Origin of the sequence: Chryseobacterium elymi (assembly GCF_003385495.1) — a bacterium.
Taxonomy (GTDB): Bacteria; Bacteroidota; Bacteroidia; order Flavobacteriales; family Weeksellaceae; genus Chryseobacterium; species Chryseobacterium elymi.
On record NZ_QNUH01000015.1, the window covers coordinates 38,394 to 64,256 of the forward strand.

Consider the following 25,863-nt stretch of genomic DNA (forward strand, 5'->3'; position numbering starts at 1 on the left):
GGAGGTTAACTTTTTTCTATGAAGAAAAAGCACCACCATAAAAAGAAACCTTCTTTCACAAAGAAATGGTCTGCCAAACTGCATCTGTGGTTTGGTTTGTCCGTTGGCATCATTGTTTTCATTGTTTCGCTTACAGGGACCTTATACGTTTTTAAAGATGAAATACAGAACGGTCTCCGGAAAGAAGCTATGTACGTACAGAAAGCTACGGAAACTCCACTTTCTATAAATGTTCTGAAAGAAAAAGTCCGCCTGGAACTTAATGAAAAATATCCCGTAAATGCTGTGGAAATTTCTTTAGATCAGAATAAATCCTACCGTTTCTCCTATTACGAAAAAAACAAAAAAGGCTGGAATTATTTTGATGAGGTAAAGATCAATAAGCTGGTGTATGTAGATCAGTACAGCGGGAAAATTTTAGCCGTTTACAATGAAAAATATGACCTTTTCCCAATTTTAAAAGCCATTCACTGGAGTTTATTATTAAAATCAGATTGGGGAAAATATGTGGTGGGAATTCCTACCGTGCTCTTCATCTTCATGCTGATAACTGGAATTATTTTGTGGTGGCCAAAGAACAAAAAAGCAAGAAAAGGACGCTTCTGGTTCAGCTGGAAAAACGTGAAGACCTGGAAACGTAAAAATTACGACCTTCATAATGTATTAGGTTTTTATGCTTCATTCTTGGTTCTGCTGATGAGTATTACTGGAATTTACTTTGCCTATCCGTACGTCAAAAACACCTTCAATCTTACACTTTCGGGCTCTTTGGAGCTGCCAAAAGAAAAAGAAATTAAATCTCCGGATTCCCTGATGATCAAAAGCACATCCGTTTTTGATCTTACAGCTCACGAAACCAGAAAATTTTATCCCACATCTTCCAGTTTCAGAATTCCCTTAAACGGAAAGAACAAGAAAGGAAAAGAATTAAAAAACATTCCGGTTACTATATACGGAGAAGAAGGGAGGTACAGTGAAAGAAATATGATGGTTTTCGACAAATATTCAGGAAAACTTCTGGCAGAGAAACCTCATCGGAAGCTGAGTAATGCAGAAAAATATGCCAATGCCAACTATGATATCCACACAGGATCCTATTTTGGGCTTTTCGGGAAAATTTTATGGTTCATTACGGGCCTCATCTGCACATCACTCCCCGTTACCGGCTTTTTAGTATGGTGGGGAAAACAAAAGAAACAAGGAAAGAAAATATAATGAAAAAAGCGCTTTTATCAGCCGCATGCTTAGGGTCGGCAACAGTTTTTGCACAGGTTAAAGACAGTCTGCAGACCAACAATGTAGATGAAGTTGTGATGACTGCTTCCAGAAAAAAAGAAAACATTAAAGAAATACCAAGCTCAGTAACGATTGTTGCAGAAAAGCAGATCCAGTCTCAGCTTACCGTCAATTCCGACATCACCAGCATCCTTCAATATACGGTTCCCAGTTTAGGGACCAACTCCGGCCAGACCTCCAATACAGGCCAGACTTTAAGAGGCCGTCAGGTTCTTGTCCTTATTGACGGGATTCCTCAGTCTACACCACTAAGGAATGGCGCAAGAGACATCAGAAGCATTGATCCTTCTGTTATTGAAAGAATTGAAGTGATCAAAGGAGCCTCTTCTATCTACGGAAACGGAGCAGATGGAGGAATCATCAACTATATCACCAGAAGAAGTAAATCAGATAAAAAAATTTCCGGACTTACCCAGGTTGGTTTTACTGGCCAGACATATGGAGGAACCTTAGGAGTAAGAGCCAGCCAGCTGCTATCCGGAAAGGTGAATAAATTTGATTATGTTTTCTCTCTTGCCTATGAAAGAACCGGCTATATGAAAGATGCCGACGGAGTGAACCTTACTCCAACCTACAGCCCAGCAAAAATGGATAACTATAACGGAATGCTTAAAGTTGGTTACAATATCAATAATAATCAGAGAATTGAAGCTTCTTACATTGGATATTCCTCCAGATCTGACCTTAACTTAGGGCTGGTAACCGGAAAATATGGTTTTAAACCGACCATTGGTGAAGGCGTAGGAAAAAATCTTGAAACCACTCCTCAGGGAACACCTAGAAACCACAATTTCAGAATTAATTATGATAACCAGAATCTTTTCGGAGGAACCACTTCACTGAACTTCAATGCTTATATGCAGGATTTCAGGACGGTATACGGATACAGCGACACCTTCTTCGGTGGTGGACAATCTAATGTGATTTCCAAAAAGTATGGCGCCAGATTCAACTTTGATACAAAGCTTTGGAACACTCAAAACTCACAGGCTGAAGTGATGTATGGAATGGATATCCTTAATGATCAGACTGTCCAGAAGCTTGAGGACGGACGTTACTGGACGCCGGACATGAATATGACCAACCTGGCCCCTTTTGTGTTGGTTAAAATTGACTTACTGAAAAAATTAACCATTAAAGGAGGTCTTCGCTACGAAAACATGCGCGTCAAAGTCGGAGATTTTAATACTCTTTCTACGGTTAAAAGTGACGGAACCTTCACCAAAAGTATCTTTGTTACCGGTGGTGATCTGAAATACAATGCATTAGTGGCTAATTTAGGGGTCCGTTACAATATCGAGCCTTTCATTAACCTGTTCGGAAGCTTTTCACAGTCCTACTCTATCAATGAGCTGGGAAGAATTCTGAGAACATCTACCCAGGGAACCATTCAGAATCTTGAAACCAAGCCTATCATTGTCAACAATTATGAATTCGGTGCTACAGGACAGATTTCAAAATGGGTCAACTACGAAATCACGTCTTATGTAAGCACTTCAAAACTGGGGGCTTCATTTGTACAGAGTGCAGACCGGGCATTAACCATACAGAGGTCGCCGGAAATTGTTTACGGTGTGGAGGGGTTTCTTCACTTTACCCCTGCAAAATGGATCAATTTCGGAGGAAGCTACAGCTGGATGGAAGGAATTACTTCCATTAAAGACGATGGGGATTATTCTGCAAAAATCAATAACAGCCGGATTTCTGCGCCTAAAGTGCTTGCTTACATTCAGGCAAAGCCCATACAAACTTTATCCATTGGTTTTGATATGCTGCATGCCTTTGAGCAGGACAGATTTCAGCCAAATGCAAAAACCGGATTATTTGTATACGGAGAAGGTTACGTTCCCGAATACACTGTTTTTAATTTTAAATCAAGCTACGAAATCAATACAAACTGGAGAGTTTCGTTGGGTATTGAAAACCTGTTCAACAAAATGTATCAGCCAGCCATTGCATGGTGGTCAGCACGTGACAGCGAATTCGTGAATTCATTAGGAAGAAGAGGTACTCTGATGCTTGAATATAAATTTTAATTAAACTAAATAAAAAGATAAATTTATCTTTGTGATACTTTGAACTGCGATATGAGAAAAAAACATCATCATAAGAAAAAACCGGGCTTTTTCAAAAAATGGTCAGCCAAACTGCACCTGTGGTTAGGTCTGGGAATTGGCTTTTTGATTTTTATCATTTCCATTACAGGAGCGCTTTATGTTTTCAAAGACGAAATAGAAAATTTCACCAGAAAAGATGTAATCTATCACAACGAGCAGAATATAGCACAAAAGCAGGTTCTCCCCATCAGAGTAATAGAAAAAGCTGTTGCAGAACAGGTAAAAGAAAAGTATCCTATCCATTGGGTAAATGTCCCTATCGATAAAAAAATGTCGTACATATTTTATTGGTATGAGCATAATACGGATACCTGGAATTATTTTGATGAATTTCCGATCTATAAAGCGGCTTATGTAAATCCTTATACGGGAAAAGTCCTCAGAACATATGATGAAAAGAACGGATTCTTCAATATTGTAAAAATGATCCACTGGAGCTTTTTACTGAAACAGGACTGGGGAACCTATGTAGTGGGAATCCCTGTTATCATATTTATCATCATGCTTATTACCGGAATTGTTCTCTGGTGGCCTAAAAATAAAGCAGCAAGAAAGCAACGTTTTTCTTTTAAATGGAAAAACATCAAAAGCTGGAAAAGAAAGAATTATGACCTTCACAATGTGCTTGGCTTTTATTCCTCCATCTTCGCTCTGATATTCGCAATTACAGGACTTTTTTACGCCTTTTTTGTAGTACAGGCTATGATCTACGTGATATTCTCCGGCGGGGAAACAAAATACCCGGATTTCTCCCATATAAAAACCAAAGCTCCGATAGAGCTACGAACTGAAGGGACACTGGATAAGGTCATTAATACTGTACAGCAGAAATATCCTGATGCATTCGGTTTTGCGATTGACCTTGGCCATGAACATATGGATGATCATGAGCATCCTAATTTTGAAGTGTTTGTAAAGCACCTTTCTTATTCTTATCACAAAAACAGCAGCCTGATCTTTGATGAAAACTCCGGTGAACTGCTCCACACCCACGATCCTAAGGACAAAAACTTCGGGGAAAAAGCAGTAGCAGCCAATTATGATATTCATGTCGGGGCTATTTTAGGACTTCCTACAAAGATCATTGCATTTATTGTCAGCCTCCTGTGTGCCTCCTTGCCTGTCACCGGATTTATGATCTGGTGGGGAAGAAGAAAAAAGAAACCGGCAAAAGCTGCTTAAAAGTTTTTCAAATAAAAGTTTGTTAATAATTCATTAATACAATCTTTTTTATAATTTTAACCCTTTAGAATTTATAAACAGGAAATGTCATTAATAGATTTATCAAAACAAGTTGCTCTAGGAATTGATATCGGCGGAACCAATACAAAGTTCGGAGTAGTAAACCATCGCGGTGAAGTTCTGGAAAAAGGAAGTCTGAGAACTGATGAATACGAAAAAGTGGAAGACTTTATCGATGCTTTGTATGAACAGGTTCAGCCCCTGATCGAAAAATACGGTACAGAAAAAAACTTTGACGGAATTGGGGTAGGTGCTCCTAACGCCAACTATTATAAAGGAACCATCGAGCAGGCTCCTAATTTACCATGGAAAGGTATGATTCCTTTCAGCGAGCTGATGAAAGCTAAATTCAGCCTGCCATGCACCATTACCAATGATGCTAATGCAGCCGCCCTTGGGGAAATGCTTTTCGGAGCAGCCCGTGGTATGAAGGATTTCATTATGATCACTCTGGGAACTGGTGTAGGCAGCGGAATCATTTCCAATGGAAGTCTGATTTACGGGCATGACGGCTTTGCAGGAGAACTTGGCCATACCATTGTAAAACCTGGCGGAAGAAAGCACTGGAGTACAGGATCTGAAGGAAGCTTAGAAGCTTATGCCTCGGCTACCGGAATTGCAATCACCGCAAAAAAAATGAGAGCTGAATTTCCTGAATCTTTATTGAATCAATATCCTGAAGAATCTATTAACTCAAAAACGGTACATGAATGTGCACTGAAAGGTGACCCGATTTCTATTGAGGTTTTCAGATATACGGGGCAGAAACTGGGTGAAGCTTTGGCAAATTTCGTCATGTTCTCTTCACCGGAAGCCATTCTTTTATTCGGCGGCGTGATCAAGGCCGGTGACTTTATTTTGAAGCCCGCAAAGCTTCATATGGAAAGAAATCTTCTTCCGATTTTCAGAAATAAGGTGAAGCTGGTTTTCAGTGAACTTGATGAAGCAGACGCTGCCATTCTTGGAGCGAGTGCTTTAGTCTGGGAAAAATAACTGAAAACAACATTAAAAATAACAGAAGCATCCTTTTGGGATGCTTTTGTGTTTTCAAAACAAGGATTGCAAATTGATTTTCTTGCACCTTAAAAACAAATTTTAAATATTAGTCTTGCTCCTTTTCGTATATCCAACTTATAAGGTTTATTTTCCAATAATAAAAAAGCAACGTATCAATTCTGTTTTAAATCATTGGATTTCTCATCCTAAATGAAAAAGTTTTTCTTACTTTTGATTGGTTTTTTACTCATTTTCTGCAAATGCAGAGAGAAGAAAACGGCAAATAAATAATTAAAAATAATGGATAATAATAATTTAGAACAGATTACTTTCGGCGGCGGATGCTTCTGGTGTGTGGAAAGCTGTTTCAATATGCTTAATGGCGTGCAATCTGCTATCTCCGGATATTCAGGAGGCCACAAAGACAATCCAACCTATGAGGAAGTGTGTACAGGAGAAACGGGACACGCTGAAGTGGTACAGATTACTTTCGACCCTAAAATCATTTCTTATGCACAGCTGATGGATGTATTTTTCTTCCTTCATGATCCTACCCAGCTAAACAGGCAGGGTAATGATATTGGAACACAATACCGTTCTGTTATTTATTATAAAGATGGTGCAGAAAAGGCTAAAGCTGAAGAAGCTCTTAAAAAATCCGAAAAATCGGGAAAATGGCCCGGAAAATATGTGACAGAAATAACTCAGTTCGAGAAGTTTTGGCCAGCAGAACAGTATCACCAGGGCTATTATAACGAAAATCCTACACAGCCATACTGCAGCGCGGTAGTAGGCCCGAAGATACAGAAGTTTAAAAAACATTTCGGAGAGCTGGGAATGCTGAATGAAGCGTAAAAAATATAAAGCGAATATCTATTGGATGTTCGCTTTTTTTTGTGAAAATTTATTCTTCTGCTTCTATAGAATCTTTTTGTTTGCCAGCGTATTTATAAATAATAAGAGCCGTTGATTTTCGCAATTCTCTTCCGTTATCCGGATCTATTCCATCGTCCGTAAAAAACTCAACCTCATTATAATATTTTGAATACCACGTCCTGCCAAGAGCATTCTGGTCTGTAAGAGTATCTTTTCTCATAATCTTTTTAAAATGCTGAAACCGATGTTTATTCATAGCTACAACATCAAGCCCAGGCCTAATATAACCACTGTCTGTCGCAACATACCTTTCCCCATCCCAATACATATATTTCTTTTCATCATCAGGTTTCATCCCTGCTATTAAGCCTAAGGTAAGAGATCCACTATTAATTTTCTTATTGTTGGAGAACACAATATTTCCAGTGACAAGGCATACCAGCAATGCAATTTCCATAATACCCAAGCCATTTTGCTTCATAAATTCAGGCATTTTGAAATACTGTTCATTGGTAATATTGATAATGAGTTTTGAAAACCTATCCGTTATTGATTCTTCATCTTCATCAATATTAATCTTTACCGTTGTTTTATTGGCATCATCATCTCTTTTAATATAGGTTCTGGAAAAATGTGCAAAATCATCATACCCAACATACTTGCTTAGTTTATCCAACTTATAGGGTTCAATGCTTATTTCATTTCTCGTTCCGGCAATATAAGCATCATAATATCTAACAAGAGTTCTCTCATCGATATCAAAATTCAAAGTTTCCTCTAAATGCACACTTAAGAAAAGGGCTATCCCATTCTTTTTATTTTTCCCTGAATCAATTCCCCCCTGCTTGAAAACCTCATGAATTAGTAGTTTTATTTTGGACATAATTAGTTTTTAAAGGCAATTACAAAATAGGTGATTTTCGACCATGTCGCATTACGGGTTTCCGCAATGAAATTCCTGTCCATTTCCTGTCTATCGATGTCCATGTTTTGTCTAACACATGCGTCATCATTTGTCGCACCTTTGCTTCAGAAATCAGTGACAAACAAAACATTACAAAAACAAAAATACGAAACTGATTTCAAAACTCACCAGATAAAACGGAGGAAAACTCCGGGTTGGGAAGCAGATGTTTCTCCTCCGTTTTTGAAGGTTTACTTCCCAAAAATTTAAGAAGCGCTTCGAAATTTTTAACCGTGTAACACTGCTTACGATCTGTTTCGTGAGGAAGAACACCAGTGCCAAATTTTAAATTTTTAAACCAATGTTAGAATTAATATTGATGCTACTGGGATTAGCATTTTCAAATAACAACGCAAATACTACATCAGATAATAATAGTAATCAGGGGCAGACAACAGTTCAACTGACAGATCCGGGGGATACGGGTGGAGATACGGGACCAATTCTTCCTCCAAAAAAATAGAATGTAAACCACTCATTATAGAGTGGTTTTTTTTATTTTAGTAAGATGGTAAGATATCTATTATTCTTTCTCGTTATTATTCTTTCTTGCAAAGAGAAAGTATCAATAAACAGCAATACTATCAAAGGAAATATATTATATGACGAAGGAGAGCAACTTCTTCAGAAAAATAGTATTGAGGCTTATTCAAAATTCCAACAGGCTTTGAGCTATTACCACAAAGAAAAAGATTCATCAAATATTTCAAAAAGTTTGATATGTCAGGCAATCACACAAAAGCAGATAGGAGACGTGTTTGGTGCCGAAACTACATTAGTCGAGGCCATTGGCTTTATGAAAGATAATGACGAAAGCCTTTATTCCTTGTATGGTAACATTGCAGAATTAAAGTATGATCAGAAAGAATACAGTGATGCAGAAAAATGGTATAATAAAGCCCTTGCTCAAAAAATAGATTCTCTACAAATACGATATAACGTCATTAACAGTAAAGCAGCGGCCGAATATCGGCAAGGAAAGTATTCATCTGCGATAAACACTTTACAAGAAATCAACTTTTCAAAAATTACTGATATAAAGCTTCTAAACAGAATCAAAGAAAATATTGTTTACATTAAGTGGCTGCAAAACAAAGATTACCCTGCGCATAGAGAGTTTAAAAAAATTTTAGATTCAAAATTAAAGAGTCAAGATGACTGGGGCGCAAATTCAAGTTATTCTCATTTAGCAGAAATATATCAGCAAACTAATCCAGATATTTCATTGTTTTATGCAAAACAAATGCTTAGCACTGCAGAAAAAATAAAAAGCCCTGAAGATCGCCTGGAAGCCATTGAAAGAATTTCTTTTGTAGACAAACCATCTAACGCTATCTCCAATTTTATACAGTATAAAACACTTTCAGACAGTATTCAAAATTACAAAAATGCAAATAGAAACCGTTTTGCCTATATTAAATACGACAGTGAGAAGAAAGAAACAGAAAACCAACGGCTAAAAGTTGATCAGGCTCAAAAGGAAAATCAGTTGATACGTCAGCAAGCTGCTCTGGCGGTCGCCATAATTGCCATCGTAGCCATCATTATTTTGTACCGTAGAAGACAAGCCAGGCTTAAGCGGGAGAATGAAATCAAATTAAAAAATGATCAATTAAGAATCTCAAAAAGAGTTCATGATGTTGTAGCCAACGGCATCTACCAGGTCATGACCAAAATAGAAAATCAGGAACATTTTGATAAGGAAAATGCTCTTGATGAGCTGGAATTTGTTTACGAAAAGTCCAGGGATATTTCCTACGAAAAACCTGATCCGAGGCATGATAAAAAGGACCATAAAGATAGAATATCCAATCTTATTGCATCTTTTAAAAATGAAACGATAGATACCTATATAGTAGGGAACGAAAACGAAATATGGACCGGAATTTCTCAATCATCATTTGAAGATATCTATCAGATTATCCGCGAGTTGCTCGTTAATATGAAAAAACATAGCCAGGCTTCACGTGTTATTTTTAAATTTGAAAGGATAAATAATTTAGTTAAAATCCAATATACAGACGATGGAATCGGAATTCCGGGTGATATGATCTACAAAAATGGACTGACAAATACGGGAATCCGTATTGCTGCTATCCAAGGAGAAATTATTTTTGACAATAAATCCGAAAAAGGATTGAAAATTAATATTTCATTTCCTGCTTCTTAAAAAGACCTAAAGAATGTTCAAAAAAATTTTAATAGCCGAAGACCACGAAATGGGTAGTTTATCTGTCCAAAAAACATTAGAAGAGCTCAACATTCCTAATGTTGACTATGTATATTATTGCGATGATGCTTTAGCAAAAGTTCAAAAATCTATTAGGGAAAATGACCTTTACGACTTATTGATCACTGATCTTTCATATGAAGAAGACCACCGCCTACAGAATATTAAAGATGGAAAACAACTGATTGAAGAGGTAAGAGACTTACAACCATCACTAAAAGTCATTGTCTTTTCCGGTGAGCATAAATCAGGAATTATAGACTCCCTTTTTAATGACTGCAAGATCAACGGCTTTGTCCGTAAAGCCAGAAATGATTCTAAAGAATTGAAAAAAGCGATTGCAGCCGTTTACGCCAATGAAAGTTATCTGTCTCTCGATTTTAAACAGGAAGTGAAAAAACTCAATAGTTATGAGTTTACATCTTATGATATTACACTTGTTTCTCTTCTTTCTCAGGGAGTACTGCAAAAAAATATACCAACCTATCTACAGGCTAATAATATTAAACCCAACAGCCTAAGCAGCGTGGAAAAAAGGCTCAATAGCTTAAAAGAAAACCTCAATGTAGCGAGCAATGAGCAGCTTGTCGCTTTCTGCAAAGATCTGGGAATTATTTAATCTTGTTTTATTTTCTAGACAGGCCTTTCAATTTTTGGAAGGCTTTCCTATTTACGGGAATCCGTAAGGAAAACTATTCCCTGTCCAATATTTTTGTCAGTATCAAATTTAAAAACTCAGGCAATGGCGAAAATAATTTTTCAAAATGAAACACTGGCCGGTACATCCGAAATCAGGCCCGCTTCTACTCAAATTTTAAGTGACAGGGATATTCTAAAAAAACGTTCGGAAAAATATCTGAACTTAATTAAAACAATGGATACAGAACTCCTTAGTGAAACAAGAGGAAAGGAAGACATGGTGGCAAAAATTCATGAAGAATTTGGCACCGCTCAGCTGGCTGATCTTCCCATAGGAATTTTAGCTAAATGCTATCTGGGGCATCCTCATGAAGTTCACACTTTAGATTTAAGTGCCGGGCAAATCATTAAACATTATACCATAGGAGAACCCCTTCCCGAACATTTTGAAAAAGCAAGAACCCTAGCTAAACACAACGCTTATCTTTTTGTAGAAGTATATAAAGATAAACTCATACTCATCCGCGAAGACGGAACAGCAGCCAAACTATAACCCCTGAAAAATCAATACAATGTCACAAAAAGTAATTTCATACGCAGACCTTTCAAGGATCAACAGTGCCTTGAACTCGCTCAAAGCAGATATGCGGGAAGTCAATATAGAATTGGGAGGCCTTAATACAAAGCATGACCACCTGAAAAGTGATTTATTACAGTTGGCCCTTTCCTTTTCTGATTTTGTAGAGTCGGATATAAAACATAAAGCGCTGCAACTCGCAGAAACGCGGCAGGGAAATCTCAAACAGGACCTTCAGATAAAGTTTGGATATTATGCAGAAATCCGCAGAATGGCCACCGGAATTCTCCAGGGTGTAGATACAGGAATTATAGGCGATGATACATTACGCCACACAACCGAGGAGGTTATGATAAAAGCCCCCAATTATTGGCTAGCTCCAGCTTTGGTTGTACTTGCTTCCTGGATTCGCGATGATAAAAACACCACTGAAAAAGCACTGACCGAAAGCTTAAAAAGGGACGATTATAAAACAACTCTTTTCCTTATGCTTATTATGAGAAGATTAGGACGAAATGATGCTTGCTTCCAATGGATGAAAAGATATTTTCTTCATCAGAATCCACACAATCTGGACAGGGAGTTTATCATTATTCTGGAAGCCATCACAACCGGAATTTTTCAGCCTGCTTCTCACCAGTTGATGATTACCAATGTTAAAAACTGGATCGATCAGCTTACTCAAACGGACAACTATATTGATAAACAGAAAGTTCAGTGGATTCATTTTTTTGAAACAAAAGGCTCCTTATCCTCGAAAAAATACCCGTTACTTGAAAAGTTTGCCACGAATTGGGAGAAGCTGAAAACCTCTGTAACCCAGGCAAGATCTCATCATGCATTAGATGTACACTTTAAAAGTATTTTTGAAACTACAACGGATTATTCTAAAGCAACAAAGATTCAGCTTGATGAAATTCTTTCCTTATTGGTTACCAATTTTGACGATGAAGAACTTCCATTGCAAAATGAAGTCAGGCTCAATCAACTTATTATTCTGAAAGATGGAGATAAAAAAGCAGCGCAATCTTTAATGAATGAAGAGAAACACATTTTTGACGAAAAAGTAGATTTCCTTCAGATGTTGACAAATGCTGCGTTCGACCCAGAATTAACTGGTGCCACAAAAGTTACACAGGCTCTTGCTGTTTCCATCAGTCAGCCCTGGATTGTAGAAGCTCATGACACTTTTACCGCAAAATACAGAAATGAGGTAGAAGAAAAAGTTGAATTAATGATCGATGGCTTTAAGACCTCAACACCTGATGGATCCGACGAAACAGAACAACTACAAAAACACGATCAGTACTGGACTGATTTTCTCGAAAATGAATTAAAAAAACTAACCTCTCCCTTAGTTGCAATCCTGGTTGGAATTTTAATTTCTGCGGCAAGTTTGCTCATTTTTAAATTTGGAATTATAGGAATAATCGGGGCCTTGATTGGTGGATTAATTATTTGGAGCTCTATCAGTAATTATAAAAAAGCAAAGAAAAAAACGATAGAAACCATTACAGAAAGAAAGACCAAATCCAAAGAAGTTCTACGCGGATGCATTGCTGAAACCGTAGATTACAGAAAAGAATTTACCCACGAAGATGCAAAGGCTGAGATTTTAAGACAGACCTTAATGTCTATAACTCCCGAAGATTTTTCAAGCACATCCAGAGATACAAGAACCATTTTACAACCTTCCTAATAGTCACAACATGAAAGATATTAAAAACCATTCTGAAGAAAACAAAAACCATAGCCCGCAACAGCCACCACAACCCAATTTATTCCACGGAAGAACCGAAGGTGATAAAACAAATGCAAAGTTTCCGGATTGGGATATTCTTCCTCCTAATCGGATTATTAATCCAAGAGTAAAAACCCAGTAATGAAACCTCCTGTTACTTATGCTGATTGGGCTGATCTGTTTGACCGTTTCAGTAAAGGTGAAGATGTTGTATTGGATGAAATGAATTCCGGGCATTTTGATCTTGACTCCGGAACAGCTCAACGTTTTTACGTCAGAGCTGAAGAAGCCTATAAAGCCAGGAAAAAAATGTGGCTGGATCAGTATCAGAGGAATTTTATCCTTCACAATGTGAAAACCATTGAAGAACTTGAATTTGTACTTCATAATAATAAGAAAACAATATCAGTTTTAGCAAAATTTGCCTATTCAAAAGGTCTACCCAATGATTTGAGAGAGAGTTTTGTAAAAGATTTTACAGGTTTTGTGAATGACTTTAAAAAAAATTTAAAAGACAATACCCCAAAAGACAATCCGCAGAGAGAACAAATGCTGATAGTGATTAATGAGTTCACCGTCAGTGAAATCCAACAAAATCAATCTGTTGAAGAGATTCATAATCCCAATTCCTCAACAGGAAGAAAAATTATTTTTTAATTATGGCAAACAAAGAAGAATTTAAAAATTCTTTATCCAGAATGTTCCGGGCGAGAATACCTTTTATCTCAATCCGGAGTATAGAAAGATCGAGAGTTTTAGAAATAATACAGCAACTGTCGGAAGAAATTAATATTCCGATATACATCCATAGCCTATCACATGGAACCATGGATATTAAAACAAGAAAAACAGTCAACGATGACCGTTCCGTTGCAGGCGGAATCGATTTTGCCGTTCAGAACATTTCACAAAGACAAAACCTTACTTTTATTTTCACGGAAGTAAGTAATATTGAGGATGATAATATTGTATCGAGGCACATCTATGATTGCGTGGTCCAAGCTATTGAAAAAGGCGGAAGCATTTGTATCATTTCTACAAAAAGTGTCTGGTCACAGTTACAGCGTTTAGGGATGACCCTTACTCTGGATCCTCCTAACGAAGAAGAAATGCTGACTGTTGTCAAAGACTGTGTAGTACCCTACAAAGGTTCTATCCCTATTGACTGGGATGAAAATGACCTAAAAATGGCGGCAACCATTTTAGCCAATATAACCAAAATAGAAGCTGAAAATGTTCTTGCAACCCAAATGGCAAAAGGTTCTCTTACAAAAGATGATATCAAAAGCCTAAGCATGGAAAAAGATAAGCTTTTCAGCGATATTTCAGGTCTTGAAAAGGTAAAAGTAGACCCATCTTTGATATCTGTAGGAGGACTTACCGGATTACATCAGTGGCTTGATAATCAGAAACAATTACTAACTGCAGATTTAAAATCAAGAAAACTTCGTCCGCCGAGAGGTGTATTATTGGTGGGGGTTCCGGGTTGTGGAAAATCTTTGTCTGCAAAATTAATTGCTGCTACATGGAACCTTCCGTTGTACAGGTTAGATTTTGCATCCATACAGGGGATGTATGTGGGACAATCTGAAAACAGATTAAAAGAAGCATTTGAATCAGCAGACAATGCGGCCCCTTGCATTTTATGGATTGATGAAATTGAAAAAGGATTAGCCGCCAATGCCAACGATTCATCCGGAGTAACGACAAGAATGATTGGTCAGTTTCTTTTCTGGCTGCAGGAAAGCACCGAAAAAGTTTTTGTGGTAGCAACAGCCAATGATGTAACCAAACTGCCTCCGGAACTGCTTAGAAAAGGCAGATTCGATGAGCTTTTCTTTGTAGATCTTCCACAGGATCAGGAAAGGGCCGATATTATCAATCTTTATCTTAAAAAGAACCTTTTACCAGCGCCTTCTTCTTTAACTTTTGAAAAGCTGACAGCCATTTCGGCAGGTTTCGCCGGATCTGATCTGGAAGGAGCTGTAAGAGATGTCGCTATACAGGCCGTAATTAATGGAGACTCTTTTATCTCCGATGAGCTTTATATAAAGTGCTTCCAAAATATAGTCCCACTGAGCAAAACCAGCCCTGAAAGAATTGAAGCTATCAGAAACTGGGGCAAAGAAAGAGCCTTACCCGCTTCAGGATTGGCATGGGATTCATCCTCGAACGAAATAACTTCTGGTAGGCGCACCATCATTATATAAGAATCATTTACAACTTTATGTAAAATTTTTTTGAAAGGTTTTCGTTTTACGGATTCCCATAAGGAAAAGGTTTACAAGCTTTATACTTTTGAAATACTAAACCAATAAAAATTTTAACATGGCAAAAAAACCATTAGGAACAAAAGCAAGAACAGGAGAAAAATGTCCTGAATCTGGAAAATGGAAAGTTGTGGGGAGCCCATCTACCACTGCTCCTATAGCAGTAGGTAATACGATGCCTCCATACAATGGACAAGCTGTAACTTGGGAATTAATCGAGTACGCTTAACATTAACCAACGATCAATTAATTTGATCGTTGGTTTTAAAACTAAAATCTTATTAAATAAATACCATGAAAAAACGACTACTCACCACCCTTTTAGCCGCAGGCTTAATACTTCCGGCAAGCTTTACAGCAACAACAGCTAGTATTGCTTCCAAAACAGAACTAACCTCTAAAAAGCAAAAGAAAAAAACAAAGAAGAGTAAAAACAGTTCCAGCTCTAAAAGATCAAAATCCTTTTACTCATCAGGCAAAGGCTGTACTTATAACGGAAATAAGCTTTATGTAGGATCAAGAGGGGGCTGTTATTATTATACCGGAAGCAGTAAGCAATATGTTGACAGGTCATACTGCTCCGGGTGTAATTAAGTTCATACCACAAAAAAGCGAAGATTGTTCTTCGCTTTTCTATTTTCTTATCATTTCCGTGTGCGGAATATCATCTTCCAGGTATTTTTTCCCTGTATCTACAAATCCGAATTCGGAATAAAATCTTAATAAATAATCCTGTGCTGAAATCTTGATTTCTGAGGTATGGAAACGGTTTTCTATGGTTTCTACAGCATATTTAATCAGCTGTCTTCCTAAGTTTTTACCTCTCGCCTGTCCCGTGGTAAGAACCCTTCCAAGAGAACTTTCATCATACTTTATTCCTTTGTCAAAAACACGGCAGTACGCAAGAATTTGCCCATCTTCTTCAGCCCAGATATGAATTCCCTTCTGGTCGTAATTATCCAGATCAGGATAAGGACAGTTCTGCTCGATCACAAATACATCAATACGAGCCTTTAAAACAGCATACAACTCAGGAACTGTAAACTCATCGAAAGTTTTAATTTTCCAGATTATACTACTCATCAAAACTTACATTATTATTTTTCAGGAATTCATTCGTTTTCTGAATGAAATTTAGGATCTCATCACCACCCGTTTTCTTTTCTGCAGAAGTTACATACAGCTCAGGAAGATCGTCCCAGGTCTTATGCAGCTCATTTTTATAATTTTCTACATTTTGGATGGCAACATTCGGTTTCAGCTTATCAACTTTCGTGAAAACAATCGAAAAAGGAATCCCACTTTCCCCGCACCACTGGATAAATTCCAGATCAATCTTCTGTGGAGTATGCCTGGAATCTACCAAAACGAAAAGGTTCACCAGATTTCTTCTGTTCAGAATATAATTGGTAATCAGCTTTTCAAAATCCTTTCTTATAGATTTTGAAACCTTTGCATATCCATAACCCGGTAAATCCGTCAGATACCAGTCTTCATTTACTAAAAAATGATTGATCAGCTGAGTTTTTCCCGGAGTTCCGGAAGTTTTTGCCAGATCCTTGTGATTCATCATCGCATTAATCAGTGATGATTTTCCGACATTAGACCTTCCGATAAAAGCATATTCAGGCATGGTAGGCTCAGGGCATTCCTGCCATTTCCCACTACTCTTTACAAAATTTGCTGTTTTAATAACCATCTCTCGAATATTTTAGAAAAACAAACCATTAAGAAAAGCTCTTAATGGTTTATAATTTATTTGTTTTTAAACTTTGTCTTTTAACCAGCTGTAGAGAATCTCATTGAATTCGTCCGGCTTCTCCATCATCGCAGCATGTCCGCATTTCTCGATCCAGAAGAGATCCGAATTTGGAATAAACTTATGCATATCTTCAGCTACTTCAGGAGGCGTTACATTATCCTGTCTCCCCCAGATCAGACACGTTGGCGTGGTAATCTTAGGAAGGTCATTCAGCATATTATGTTTAATCGCGCTTCTTGCCAGCATTACCGTTTTAATTCCCTTCATCCTGTCATTTACTACAGAAAAAACCTCGTCTACAAGATCTTCTGTGGCGATAGCAGGATCATAGAAAACCTCTTCCGTTTTCTTCCTTATATAGGAACGGTCGTTTTTTCTTGGGAAACTGTCCCCGAAAGTTCTTTCGTACAATCCGGAACTTCCTGTTAATACAAGATTCTTTACCAGATCCGGTCTTGCCAGAGTCAGAATAAGTCCCACATGTCCCCCCATAGAATTCCCTACAATAGTAACAGGTCCGGAAATATGACTTTCTATAAACTTGATAATATATTTGGCAATAGTGGTAAGATTAGTATTGAGCACCGGCAAATCGTAGATAGGCAATTGGGGAACATATACCTTGAATCCCTTTTCAGAAAAAAAATCTACCATCTTATCGAAATTACTCAAACCACCCATTAAACCGTGCAATAGCACCAATGGATGTCCTTCTCCCGCCTCTACAAAAGTATATTTCTTTTCTTTTTTTGTACTAAATATCATAAAATGCCTTAATAAAGCTCTGCAAAAATACAAATTAAACCTCAAAAAAATTTTGATTACCCTAATTTAAAGTAAAAATAATATAATATCATCCTTTTTCTTTACTTTTTTCAGAACCTCTTTACTATGGCTTAAATAACAACTTTTACAAGAATCAACATATCAACCACTTACCTCTTTCAAATTGAATCTTTAATAAAACTTATTAACATTAAGTCAAAAAGTGGGAAAAAGTGGGAAATTTTGGAAATTATTATATAAATTTGTCCCAAATGAAAAGTTTCATTGGAACATATGAGTGTAAAATTGACGACAAAGGCCGTTTAAAAGTTCCCTCCTCCCTGATCAAACAGATGGAAAACTTCGACGATAAGGCGTTTGTAGTCAAGCGATCTGTGTTCCAACCTTGCCTTGAAGTTTATCCTATGAATGCATGGGACAAACTGATGGGCAAAATTAACAAGCTAAACAGATTCATTAAAAAGAATGCTGATTTCATTCGAATGTTTACGGCAGGGGTAAAAACAGTAGAACTGGACAACGCAGGAAGACTTCAGATCTCAAAAGATCTGGTTCATTTTGCAAACCTTCAGAAAGATACTGTAATTACCAGCGCAGGAGAGCTTTTTGAAATTTGGGATAAAGAAACCTATGAAAAGGTGATTTCTACCAACGAAGCTGATTTTGCAAGCCTGGCCGAAGATGTAATGGGCTCTTTTGATGAAGAATAAACCACACTTGTTGTAAAAAGCAAGGTAAAAACACAATTAAGTATGTACCACAACCCCGTTTTATTGAAGCAGAGCGTTGATGATTTGGTGACGAATCCTGACGGAATTTATGTGGACTGCACTTTTGGAGGAGGAGGCCACTCAAGAGAAATTTTGAGCAGACTTTCAGAAAAGGGAAAACTTTTCAGTTTTGATCAGGATCTGGATGCTCTTAAAAATACAATTGATGATCCAAGGTTTACATTAGTGAATCAGAATTTCAGGTTTTTGGAAAACTCTATGCTGATGTATGGAATTTCTCAGGTAGACGGAGTATTGGCAGACCTTGGCGTTTCATCCCATCAGTTTGATGAAGCAGAAAGAGGCTTTTCTACAAGAAACAACGCTCCTCTGGATATGAGAATGAACGTGATGCAGAATCTTGATGCCAAAAAGGTGATCAATGAATATGAGGAAACAGAGCTTGCCGATATCTTTTATCATTACGGTGAACTGAGAGAAGCAAGAAAGCTGGCAAGAGATATTGTCCATCACAGAAAAGCGAAAACCATTACAACGACAGAAGATCTGAAAAAGCTTTTCAGCTACCTCCCGCCTCATAAGGTGAATAAATTCTATGCACAGCTTTTTCAGGCAATAAGAATAGAAGTTAACCAGGAGCTTGAGGCCCTGAAAGAAATGCTCGTTCAGTCTCTGAATATTTTAAAGCCCGGCGGAAGGCTTGTTGTGATTTCTTACCATTCATTAGAAGATCGTCTGGTAAAAAGATTCCTGAAAAACGGGATGTTTGAAGGAGAACAGCAGAGAGATATCTATGGAAACTATAAAAAGGTATTCGAATTGCTTAAAAGTAAGGCGATCATCCCGGATGATAAGGAGATTGAGGAAAACTCAAGAGCAAGAAGCGCGAAAATGAGAACCGGAATTAAAGTATAAAAGTGAATGGTGAATAAGTGAATTGTCAATTGTGAAAAGTGAAAAGTGAATAAAGATTCATAAGAAATTGACCATTGACAAGCAAAGCGGATTCACTGCAAACAAATTGACATAAACAAATTGGCAAAAAGAACAACAAACCGCCCTCAGAAGAAACTCACTTTTATAGATATTATAAAAGGAAATTTTCTGAACCGTGATGAGATCAAAACTCATTACAAGTATTTTTTACTGTTGTTCGTCCTCATGATGGCGATGATCTATAGCAATCACCTCGTCAACAAGAAGATCAAAATTGTCAATGCTTTAAAAGAAGAAACAGAAGAATATAAATCGAGAAACGCTTACGCCCAGAGTAAGCTGATCAAAGTAAAAATGGAATCGCAACTGGGGAAAGAAGTGGCAAAGGACTCATTGATGACTTTGGAAAACCACCCCCATAAGCTGCTAATAAAACTGGATAGTACAGATGCAAAAACAAAATGAATACGATAACAAACGTAAAAAAACGTTAAGGTGGGGCTACCTCTTCGCTGTAGGAGTTCTGTGCGTATTTGTGATGTTTCTTGCAAGGATTGTAATCCTGCAAAACACGAATGTTCAGGAAATTAAAGACGATTACATTAATAAAAACTACCGCGAAGCTACCCTCAAGGCTGCCCGCGGAAATCTCTACGCTTCAGACGGGTCTATTCTGGCTACTACCGTAATGCGCTATGATATCTATCTTGATTTTAAAACAATGAAGGATACCATCTACAGCAACAATATTGGCGCTTTGACAGATTCTTTGAGCAAAATGTTCGGAAAGCCAAGAGGAGAATTCCGAAAGAAATTTGACGAACAGAAAAAGAAGAAAAACCAATACTACACTTTGGTTAAAGGCCTCGACTTTGATGAGTACGACAGAATCAGAAACTTTCCGATCTTTAAAAAAGGAAAAAACAAAGGCGGTTTTATTGTCGACAGAAATTATAAAAGAGAACTGGCTACATCAGAGATTGGAGCAGGAACCATTGGTATAGATAACGGCGAAGTGAAAGCCGGTCTTGAAGGTGCTTTTTCAAAATACCTTACAGGAACCGACGGAAAAAGATTAGAGCAAAGAATCAACTCTTCACAATGGAAGCCCATCGATTACTGGAAAGTAAAAGAACCTGTAGACGGAGAAGATGTATACACCACCTTAGATCTTAGAATTCAGGACATTGCCCATTCCGCTTTGGAAAAACAGTTGATCACTTATGAAGCCAAACACGGAACAGTGATCGTCATGGAAACAGAAACCGGAAAAGTACGGGCTCTTGTCAACCTGAGAAGAATGGACTCGGGAGAATATGAAGATTCTTATAACTATGCTTTAAAAGACAATATCGAACCGGGATCAACCTTTAAAACCATTTCACTTTTAGCAGCAATGGACGATGGCTTTATTGATGAAAATACAACTGTGAATGTAGGCGGTGGGGTCTGGACTTATGCCAAACAGAGAATTTCAGACGGCCACGGCGGGGGAACTTACGATATAAGTGATGTTTTAGCCAAATCAAGTAACGTGGGAACGGCAAAGCTGATTACAAAATATTATGCAGAAAAGCCACAGATCTTCCTTGATCATCTCAGAAGATGGAAATTATTCGACAAGATGGATATTGAGCTTCCGGGAATCACAAAACCGAAAATTCTAACCCCACAGCACAAAAGATGGAATGCGGCAACGCTGGCTTCTATTTCTTACGGATATTCATCAAATATCAACCTGTTACAGCTAACAACCTTTTATAATGGGGTTGCTAATGGCGGTAAAATGCTTAAACCTCTGTTCATAGACAAGATCATGAAAGAAGGAAAAGTAGTGTACACTGCAAAGCCCGAAGTAATGGTCAACAAAATGGCATCAGAAAAAGCGATTAAAATGATGACCAGCGCACTGACGAAAGCCGTAGAAAAAGGAACGGGACGAAGCATCTTCACTCCCAACCTGAAAATGGCAGGAAAAACAGGTACCGCAAGATTTGAATACTGGTTACCGGGCCCGATGAAGTACAGAGCTTCTTTCGCAGGATTTTATCCGGCTGATAATCCCAAATATACCTGCTATGTGATGATCAGTGAGCCCAATACAGCAAAAGGGTTTTATGGTGGAGCTGTTTCAGCACCGGTATTTAAGGAAATTGCAGGAAAAACTTTCCTGAAAACACCGCAGAATATTGAAAAAGAAATGCTGGTAGACAGAAAGGTAGACCTTAATAAAATGGTTGAGCCTAATGTAAAAATAGCCGTAAACAACAAACAAATGCCAAGCGTAGTTGGACTGATAGGTAAAAACATTATCCCTCAATTGGAAAATTTAGGATATAGAGTTGATTATAAAGGAGTTGGACGGATCAAAGAACAGTTCCCGCTGGAGGGCACCATAATCAGCAAAAACCAGAGAATTTATTTGTCTCTGCAGAATTAAAATAACAGAAACAAGTCCAAAAAGACGATTAATAAAGGATAGGAAAAATTCCTGTCATATATAAAATGATAATAACAGAATTATTAAAAAGAATCCCAGTTTTAGAAATTCACGGCGAAGATACCCGTGAGGTTTCCGAATTGGTTTTCGACAGCAGAAAGGTTACGGAAGGCTCACTCTATGTAGCAGTGAGAGGAACCGTTGCAGACGGACACTCCTACATTGCATCATCTGTTGAAAAAGGTGCAAAAGCTATTGTATGTGAAGAGTTTCCAGCAATTATGGATGAAAGTGTCACCTACATCAAGGTGAAAGATTCATCTAAAGCATTGGGACATTTGGCATCCAATTTTTATGGAAATCCGTCACAAAAGCTTAAACTGATCGGAGTTACCGGAACCAACGGAAAAACATCTGTATCTACCCTTCTTTTTGATGTATTCAAAAACCTGGGGTACGATTCTGCACTGCTTTCTACAGTGGAAATCAGAATCGGTGATAAAGTAATTCCTGCAACACATACCACTCCGGATGTCATTACCATCAATAAAATTTTAGCCCAGGCTGTTGAAGAAGGTTGCGAATTTGCTTTCATGGAGGTAAGTTCTCACGGAATTGCCCAAAACAGAATTGAAGGCCTGCATTTTAAAGTGGCAGGTTTCACCAACCTTACCCACGACCATTTAGATTATCATAAAACGTTCGACGAATATCTTAAAACAAAAAAAAGATTTTTTGATGGACTTGAAGATACTGCTGTTGTCATCACCAATGTAGATGACAAAAACGGCATGGTGATGCTTCAGAACACCAAAGCAAACAAAAAGTCCTATGCCTTGAAAACCTTAGCCGATTACCACGGAAAATCTTTAGAAATTGATTTCAACGGCATGCTGCTGAACTTCAACGGAAAAGAATTTTGGACCACACTGACAGGAAGGTTTAATATTTATAATCTACTGCTGGTTTTCGGAATTGCTTCCGAGCTTGGTTTCGAGCAGAATGAAATTTTACAGGCGATCAGCAAGCTGAAAAGAGTTTCCGGAAGATTTGAAACATTCAAATCAGATGGAGGTATTTTCTTCATCGTGGATTATGCACATACTCCGGATGCTTTAGAAAACATTCTGGACAGCATCAATGATATCAGAACGAAAAACGAAAGACTGATCACCGTTTTCGGATGCGGGGGCGACAGAGATCACTCCAAAAGACCTGAAATGGGAAATATTGCCACCAGAAAATCAACGCTGGCAATCATCACTTCAGATAATCCCAGAACCGAAGATCCCGCCCAGATCATCAAAGAAATTGAAGCAGGCGTTGAACCTCAGAACTTCAGCAAATATACTTCAATTCCGGATAGAAAAGAGGCTATAAAAATGGCAATCAGGTTCGCAGAACCAAGAGATATAGTGTTAGTAGCCGGAAAAGGGCATGAAAACTATCAGGACATTAATGGTGTGAAACATCATTTTGACGACAAAGAAACGATCAACGAACTTTGGAAGTTAATGAGCAAATAAAACTAGATTAAAAAAAGAACATGCTATACTATCTATACGAATATCTAACCAGTCAGGGAATCCACATACCGGGATTGGGAATGCTGAAATACATTTCTTTCCGTGCAGGTATCGCTGTGTTGTTTTCTCTTATCATTGCCCTGGTCTACGGAAAAAGGATCATCAATTATCTGAGATCAAAACAGATGGGTGAATTGGTGCGTGACCTTGGATTGGACGGACAAAAGCAGAAAGAAGGAACTCCTACCATGGGAGGACTTATTATTATTATCGCAACCATCATTCCGGTGCTTCTTTTTACCAGAATTACCAATGTCTATATCGTTCTGCTGCTTGTTTCCATGTTATGGATGGGTGCTATAGGTTTCGTAGATGATTATTTAAAGAAAATCAAAAAAAACAAAGACGGTCTGAGCGGAAAATTTAAAATTGTAGGCCAGGTCGGATTAGGGCTAATTGTCGGAATTACAATGTATTTCCACCCGGATATTACCGTTAAAAGAAAGTATGCGGATGCAAAAGTGGTGAACAGGAATAATGTAGAACAGAACTTTATGCCTACAGAAAAGATCACCGTTTCCACCGTTCCGTTTGCAAAAAACAACGAGTTCGATTACAGTGGAATTCTGTTCTGGATGAATGATAAAGATGCCCATGAGTGGGCATGGATTGTCTTTATCCCAATTGTTATTTTCATTGTAACTGCCGTATCAAACGGAGCTAATATTACAGACGGAATAGACGGGCTTGCAGCAGGAACCAGTGCCATCATACTGCTTACCCTCGCACTGTTCGCCTACCTTTCCGGGAACATCATTTTTGCAGATTACCTCAATATCATGTTCCTCCCTAATATGGGCGAAACCACCATTTTTGCAGTAGCTATGGTAGGTGCCGTGATTGGTTTCTTCTGGTACAATACCTACCCTGCCCAGGTTTTTATGGGCGATACAGGAAGTTTAATGCTCGGCGGAGTGATTGCTGTTTTAGCCATCATTTTAAGAAAAGAACTCCTGATTCCGGTTTTATGCGGGATCTTCCTGATTGAGAACGTGTCTGTCATGCTGCAGGTTGTTGTTTTCAAATACAGAAAAAGAAAATATGGGCTGGAATATGCCCAGAATAACAGATTTTTTAGAATGTCACCATTACATCACCATTATCAGAAAGGTGGTTTCCATGAGAGTAAGATCGTAAACAGAATGATCATCATCGGTGTAATGCTGGCTATTGTATGTCTGATCACATTAAAAATGAGATAAATTTTATCAAAGTAAGAGTATTAAAAATAAAACCAAATTACATTAATACTTTTTACATTTTACAAAAAAATAAATATGAAAATAGTTGTTTTAGGAGGTGGAGAGAGCGGATGCGGAGCTGCTTATTTAGCGAAAAAACAAGGTCTGGAAGTTTTTCTTTCAGACAAAGGAGCTATTAAGGATAACTACAAGCAGTTTTTAGCCGAAAATGAAATTGAATTTGAAGAAGGAAACCACAACGAAGAAAGGATTTTAAATGCCGACTGGATTGTAAAAAGCCCGGGAATTCCCAAAAGGGCAGATATCGTTCACAAAATTCATGAAAAAGGAATAAGACTTTCCTCTGAAATTGAATTTGCTTCAGAATTTACTGATGCCCAAATCATTGCCATTACAGGAAGCAACGGAAAAACAACAACAACTTCCCTGATCTATTACATCCTGAAAAATGACGGACTGAACGTAGGTCTGGGAGGAAACATAGGATACAGCTTTGCAAAGCAGGTTGCCGATGAAAATCATGAATATTATGTTCTGGAAGTAAGCTCTTTCCAACTGGATGATATTCAGAACTTCAGACCTTATATTTCCCTGCTGCTGAACCTGTCTCAGGACCACCTGGATCAGTACAACTACAATTATGAAGAATATGCTTTAGCTAAATTCAGAATTGCGGAAAACCAGGAAAATGACAATTTTTTCATCTACAACAAAGATGACGAAATGAGTAAAAATATCCTTGAAAAGCTGGAAATAAAGGCGAAAATGATCCCTTTCTCCACAAAAGAAAAATTGGTTGAAGGTGGTTTTATTAATGAGGATGAAATCGTGGTAAAAATGAAGGACGAATTCTCAATGAAAATTGACAAGCTTTCCCTTCTTGGAAACCACAATGTGGCCAATAGCTTAGCCGCGTCTATTGCCGGTAAAATATTGGAAATCAACAATGAAAGTATTAGAAATTCATTAATGACCTTCCAGGCAGTAGAGCACAGACTTGAATTCGTAACAGAAACCAATGGTGTAAAATATATCAACGACAGTAAGGCAACAAATGTAAACGCTACCTACTATGCTTTAGAAAGCATGAAGACTCCAACCGTTTGGATCGTAGGAGGTTTAGATAAAGGAAACGATTACTCGGAAATTGAGGATCTCGTTAAAAGAAAAGTAAAAGCAATTGTCTGCTTGGGAATAGACAATACGAAGATCATAAACTTCTTTAAAGACAAAAAAGAATTTATCTATGATACTTCAAGCATGGAAGAAGCCGTGAAAATATCAAAATCACTGGCAAAAAGCGGAGATACCGTTCTGCTTTCCCCATGCTGCGCAAGTTTTGACCTGTTCAAAAGCTATGAAGACAGAGGAAAACAGTTTAAAGAACAAGTATTAAAGTAAAATGTAAAAAGTAGTAATGTATTTATGTATTAATGATCAAGGCTTACTGTAAAATCATGAATACATTTTAC

General features: G+C 37.8%; 26 protein-coding genes. 22 read left to right on the top strand and 4 right to left on the bottom strand.

The genetic code is table 11. The features are described from left to right. Positions 1-18: 18 nt before the first annotated feature. The 5 genes from DRF60_RS15770 to msrA all read left to right on the top strand — a co-directional run bounded on the left by DRF60_RS15770 (position 19) and on the right by msrA (position 6,506). Positions 19-1,215 carry a PepSY-associated TM helix domain-containing protein gene (locus DRF60_RS15770; protein ID WP_116012963.1) on the top strand — a complete coding sequence of 399 codons (1,197 nt, stop codon included), beginning with the start codon at positions 19-21 and terminating at the stop codon, positions 1,213-1,215. Beyond that, positions 1,215-3,332 (top strand): TonB-dependent receptor, encoded by a 2,118-nt coding sequence (locus DRF60_RS15775; RefSeq protein WP_116013000.1) that lies wholly within the window; start codon positions 1,215-1,217, stop codon positions 3,330-3,332. The genes DRF60_RS15770 and DRF60_RS15775 overlap by 1 nt, the downstream gene beginning before the upstream one ends. Positions 3,333-3,383: 51 nt before the next feature. Continuing rightward, positions 3,384-4,595 (top strand): PepSY-associated TM helix domain-containing protein, encoded by a 1,212-nt coding sequence (locus DRF60_RS15780; RefSeq protein ID WP_116012964.1) that lies wholly within the window; start codon positions 3,384-3,386, stop codon positions 4,593-4,595. A gap of 84 nt (positions 4,596-4,679) precedes the next feature. Then, positions 4,680-5,648 (top strand): ROK family protein, encoded by a 969-nt coding sequence (locus tag DRF60_RS15785; protein ID WP_116012965.1) that lies wholly within the window; start codon positions 4,680-4,682, stop codon positions 5,646-5,648. Between the two features lie 303 nt (positions 5,649-5,951). Next, positions 5,952-6,506 carry a peptide-methionine (S)-S-oxide reductase MsrA gene (gene msrA / locus DRF60_RS15790; protein WP_116012966.1) on the top strand — a complete coding sequence of 185 codons (555 nt, stop codon included), beginning with the start codon at positions 5,952-5,954 and terminating at the stop codon, positions 6,504-6,506. Positions 6,507-6,555: 49 nt separating this feature from the next. Here msrA and DRF60_RS15795 read toward each other — a convergent pair whose 3' ends face one another. After that, positions 6,556-7,410, bottom strand: a complete 855-nt coding sequence (locus tag DRF60_RS15795) for a hypothetical protein (protein WP_116012967.1) — start codon at positions 7,408-7,410, stop codon at positions 6,556-6,558. A gap of 400 nt (positions 7,411-7,810) precedes the next feature. On the opposite strand from DRF60_RS15795, the gene DRF60_RS21400 reads away from it, so the two are divergent. The 10 genes from DRF60_RS21400 to DRF60_RS15830 all read left to right on the top strand — a co-directional run bounded on the left by DRF60_RS21400 (position 7,811) and on the right by DRF60_RS15830 (position 15,542). Then, positions 7,811-7,954 carry a hypothetical protein gene (locus tag DRF60_RS21400; protein ID WP_167443741.1) on the top strand — a complete coding sequence of 48 codons (144 nt, stop codon included), beginning with the start codon at positions 7,811-7,813 and terminating at the stop codon, positions 7,952-7,954. 45 nt (positions 7,955-7,999) lie between these two features. Beyond that, complete coding sequence (locus tag DRF60_RS15800; protein ID WP_116012968.1) at positions 8,000-9,661, top strand: tetratricopeptide repeat-containing sensor histidine kinase; 1,662 nt, start codon at positions 8,000-8,002, stop codon at positions 9,659-9,661. Positions 9,662-9,674: 13 nt separating this feature from the next. After that, positions 9,675-10,340 carry a response regulator gene (locus tag DRF60_RS15805; protein WP_116012969.1) on the top strand — a complete coding sequence of 222 codons (666 nt, stop codon included), beginning with the start codon at positions 9,675-9,677 and terminating at the stop codon, positions 10,338-10,340. A 123-nt stretch (positions 10,341-10,463) separates the two neighbouring features. Beyond that, a complete protein-coding gene (locus tag DRF60_RS15810) occupies positions 10,464-10,913 on the top strand; it encodes a hypothetical protein (RefSeq protein ID WP_116012970.1) in 450 nt (149 codons plus the stop codon). Positions 10,914-10,932: 19 nt separating this feature from the next. After that, a complete protein-coding gene (locus DRF60_RS15815; protein WP_116012971.1) occupies positions 10,933-12,636 on the top strand; it encodes a hypothetical protein in 1,704 nt (567 codons plus the stop codon). Between the two features lie 10 nt (positions 12,637-12,646). After that, on the top strand, positions 12,647-12,820 hold the full coding sequence (locus DRF60_RS21225; RefSeq protein ID WP_157967973.1) for a hypothetical protein: 174 nt from the start codon (positions 12,647-12,649) through the stop codon (positions 12,818-12,820). After that, positions 12,820-13,335 (top strand): hypothetical protein, encoded by a 516-nt coding sequence (locus DRF60_RS15820; RefSeq protein ID WP_116012972.1) that lies wholly within the window; start codon positions 12,820-12,822, stop codon positions 13,333-13,335. The genes DRF60_RS21225 and DRF60_RS15820 overlap by 1 nt, the downstream gene beginning before the upstream one ends. Before the next feature lie 2 nt (positions 13,336-13,337). After that, positions 13,338-14,888 carry an AAA family ATPase gene (locus DRF60_RS15825; RefSeq protein WP_116012973.1) on the top strand — a complete coding sequence of 517 codons (1,551 nt, stop codon included), beginning with the start codon at positions 13,338-13,340 and terminating at the stop codon, positions 14,886-14,888. A gap of 118 nt (positions 14,889-15,006) precedes the next feature. Beyond that, positions 15,007-15,177 (top strand): hypothetical protein, encoded by a 171-nt coding sequence (locus DRF60_RS21405; RefSeq protein ID WP_167443743.1) that lies wholly within the window; start codon positions 15,007-15,009, stop codon positions 15,175-15,177. 65 nt (positions 15,178-15,242) lie between these two features. Next, positions 15,243-15,542 carry a hypothetical protein gene (locus DRF60_RS15830; protein ID WP_116012974.1) on the top strand — a complete coding sequence of 100 codons (300 nt, stop codon included), beginning with the start codon at positions 15,243-15,245 and terminating at the stop codon, positions 15,540-15,542. Positions 15,543-15,581: 39 nt separating this feature from the next. On the opposite strand, the gene DRF60_RS15835 is transcribed toward DRF60_RS15830, so the two are convergent. From DRF60_RS15835 to DRF60_RS15845, 3 genes are all read right to left on the bottom strand, one after another. Further along, complete coding sequence (locus DRF60_RS15835) at positions 15,582-16,031, bottom strand: GNAT family N-acetyltransferase (protein WP_116012975.1); 450 nt, start codon at positions 16,029-16,031, stop codon at positions 15,582-15,584. Beyond that, positions 16,024-16,647 (bottom strand): ribosome biogenesis GTP-binding protein YihA/YsxC, encoded by a 624-nt coding sequence (gene yihA, locus DRF60_RS15840; protein ID WP_116012976.1) that lies wholly within the window; start codon positions 16,645-16,647, stop codon positions 16,024-16,026. The genes DRF60_RS15835 and yihA overlap by 8 nt, the downstream gene beginning before the upstream one ends. 66 nt (positions 16,648-16,713) lie before the next feature. Then, the gene (locus tag DRF60_RS15845) at positions 16,714-17,475 is read right to left on the bottom strand and encodes an alpha/beta fold hydrolase (protein WP_116012977.1); all 762 of its coding nucleotides are present in this window, start codon (positions 17,473-17,475) and stop codon (positions 16,714-16,716) included. A gap of 272 nt (positions 17,476-17,747) precedes the next feature. On the opposite strand from DRF60_RS15845, the gene mraZ reads away from it, so the two are divergent. From mraZ to murD, 7 genes are all read left to right on the top strand, one after another. Next, positions 17,748-18,206 carry a division/cell wall cluster transcriptional repressor MraZ gene (gene mraZ, locus DRF60_RS15850; protein WP_116012978.1) on the top strand — a complete coding sequence of 153 codons (459 nt, stop codon included), beginning with the start codon at positions 17,748-17,750 and terminating at the stop codon, positions 18,204-18,206. 42 nt (positions 18,207-18,248) lie between these two features. Beyond that, positions 18,249-19,142 carry a 16S rRNA (cytosine(1402)-N(4))-methyltransferase RsmH gene (gene rsmH, locus DRF60_RS15855; protein ID WP_116012979.1) on the top strand — a complete coding sequence of 298 codons (894 nt, stop codon included), beginning with the start codon at positions 18,249-18,251 and terminating at the stop codon, positions 19,140-19,142. Positions 19,143-19,262: 120 nt separating this feature from the next. Further along, positions 19,263-19,628 (top strand): FtsL-like putative cell division protein, encoded by a 366-nt coding sequence (locus DRF60_RS15860; protein WP_040992842.1) that lies wholly within the window; start codon positions 19,263-19,265, stop codon positions 19,626-19,628. Next, complete coding sequence (locus DRF60_RS15865; RefSeq protein ID WP_116012980.1) at positions 19,612-21,603, top strand: penicillin-binding transpeptidase domain-containing protein; 1,992 nt, start codon at positions 19,612-19,614, stop codon at positions 21,601-21,603. The genes DRF60_RS15860 and DRF60_RS15865 overlap by 17 nt, the downstream gene beginning before the upstream one ends. A 65-nt stretch (positions 21,604-21,668) precedes the next feature. After that, on the top strand, positions 21,669-23,129 hold the full coding sequence (locus DRF60_RS15870) for a UDP-N-acetylmuramoyl-L-alanyl-D-glutamate--2,6-diaminopimelate ligase (RefSeq protein ID WP_116012981.1): 1,461 nt from the start codon (positions 21,669-21,671) through the stop codon (positions 23,127-23,129). Between the two features lie 20 nt (positions 23,130-23,149). Beyond that, complete coding sequence (mraY, locus tag DRF60_RS15875; protein ID WP_111953817.1) at positions 23,150-24,391, top strand: phospho-N-acetylmuramoyl-pentapeptide-transferase; 1,242 nt, start codon at positions 23,150-23,152, stop codon at positions 24,389-24,391. Positions 24,392-24,466: 75 nt separating this feature from the next. Next, positions 24,467-25,792 carry a UDP-N-acetylmuramoyl-L-alanine--D-glutamate ligase gene (gene murD / locus DRF60_RS15880; RefSeq protein WP_116012982.1) on the top strand — a complete coding sequence of 442 codons (1,326 nt, stop codon included), beginning with the start codon at positions 24,467-24,469 and terminating at the stop codon, positions 25,790-25,792. Positions 25,793-25,863 lie beyond the last annotated feature (71 nt).

Excerpts from the sequence above, each read along its gene's own strand:
- DRF60_RS15820 (WP_116012972.1), top strand. The coding sequence starts at position 12,820 with ATGAAACCTCCTGTTACTTATGCTGATTGGGCTGATCTGTTTGACCGT.
- DRF60_RS15835 (WP_116012975.1), bottom strand. The coding sequence starts at position 16,031 with ATGAGTAGTATAATCTGGAAAATTAAAACTTTCGATGAGTTTACAGTT.
- murD (WP_116012982.1), top strand. The coding sequence starts at position 24,467 with ATGAAAATAGTTGTTTTAGGAGGTGGAGAGAGCGGATGCGGAGCTGCT.
- DRF60_RS15785 (WP_116012965.1), top strand. The coding sequence starts at position 4,680 with ATGTCATTAATAGATTTATCAAAACAAGTTGCTCTAGGAATTGATATC.
- mraY (WP_111953817.1), top strand. The coding sequence starts at position 23,150 with ATGCTATACTATCTATACGAATATCTAACCAGTCAGGGAATCCACATA.
- yihA (WP_116012976.1), bottom strand. The coding sequence starts at position 16,647 with ATGGTTATTAAAACAGCAAATTTTGTAAAGAGTAGTGGGAAATGGCAG.
- DRF60_RS21400 (WP_167443741.1), top strand. The coding sequence starts at position 7,811 with ATGCTACTGGGATTAGCATTTTCAAATAACAACGCAAATACTACATCA.
- DRF60_RS21225 (WP_157967973.1), top strand. The coding sequence starts at position 12,647 with ATGAAAGATATTAAAAACCATTCTGAAGAAAACAAAAACCATAGCCCG.
- DRF60_RS15810 (WP_116012970.1), top strand. The coding sequence starts at position 10,464 with ATGGCGAAAATAATTTTTCAAAATGAAACACTGGCCGGTACATCCGAA.
- DRF60_RS15815 (WP_116012971.1), top strand. The coding sequence starts at position 10,933 with ATGTCACAAAAAGTAATTTCATACGCAGACCTTTCAAGGATCAACAGT.
- DRF60_RS15865 (WP_116012980.1), top strand. The coding sequence starts at position 19,612 with ATGCAAAAACAAAATGAATACGATAACAAACGTAAAAAAACGTTAAGG.
- DRF60_RS15830 (WP_116012974.1), top strand. The coding sequence starts at position 15,243 with ATGAAAAAACGACTACTCACCACCCTTTTAGCCGCAGGCTTAATACTT.
- DRF60_RS15805 (WP_116012969.1), top strand. The coding sequence starts at position 9,675 with ATGTTCAAAAAAATTTTAATAGCCGAAGACCACGAAATGGGTAGTTTA.
- mraZ (WP_116012978.1), top strand. The coding sequence starts at position 17,748 with ATGAAAAGTTTCATTGGAACATATGAGTGTAAAATTGACGACAAAGGC.
- DRF60_RS15780 (WP_116012964.1), top strand. The coding sequence starts at position 3,384 with ATGAGAAAAAAACATCATCATAAGAAAAAACCGGGCTTTTTCAAAAAA.
- rsmH (WP_116012979.1), top strand. The coding sequence starts at position 18,249 with ATGTACCACAACCCCGTTTTATTGAAGCAGAGCGTTGATGATTTGGTG.
- DRF60_RS21405 (WP_167443743.1), top strand. The coding sequence starts at position 15,007 with ATGGCAAAAAAACCATTAGGAACAAAAGCAAGAACAGGAGAAAAATGT.
- msrA (WP_116012966.1), top strand. The coding sequence starts at position 5,952 with ATGGATAATAATAATTTAGAACAGATTACTTTCGGCGGCGGATGCTTC.
- DRF60_RS15800 (WP_116012968.1), top strand. The coding sequence starts at position 8,000 with ATGGTAAGATATCTATTATTCTTTCTCGTTATTATTCTTTCTTGCAAA.
- DRF60_RS15770 (WP_116012963.1), top strand. The coding sequence starts at position 19 with ATGAAGAAAAAGCACCACCATAAAAAGAAACCTTCTTTCACAAAGAAA.
- DRF60_RS15825 (WP_116012973.1), top strand. The coding sequence starts at position 13,338 with ATGGCAAACAAAGAAGAATTTAAAAATTCTTTATCCAGAATGTTCCGG.
- DRF60_RS15845 (WP_116012977.1), bottom strand. The coding sequence starts at position 17,475 with ATGATATTTAGTACAAAAAAAGAAAAGAAATATACTTTTGTAGAGGCG.
- DRF60_RS15795 (WP_116012967.1), bottom strand. The coding sequence starts at position 7,410 with ATGTCCAAAATAAAACTACTAATTCATGAGGTTTTCAAGCAGGGGGGA.
- DRF60_RS15775 (WP_116013000.1), top strand. The coding sequence starts at position 1,215 with ATGAAAAAAGCGCTTTTATCAGCCGCATGCTTAGGGTCGGCAACAGTT.
- DRF60_RS15870 (WP_116012981.1), top strand. The coding sequence starts at position 21,669 with ATGATAATAACAGAATTATTAAAAAGAATCCCAGTTTTAGAAATTCAC.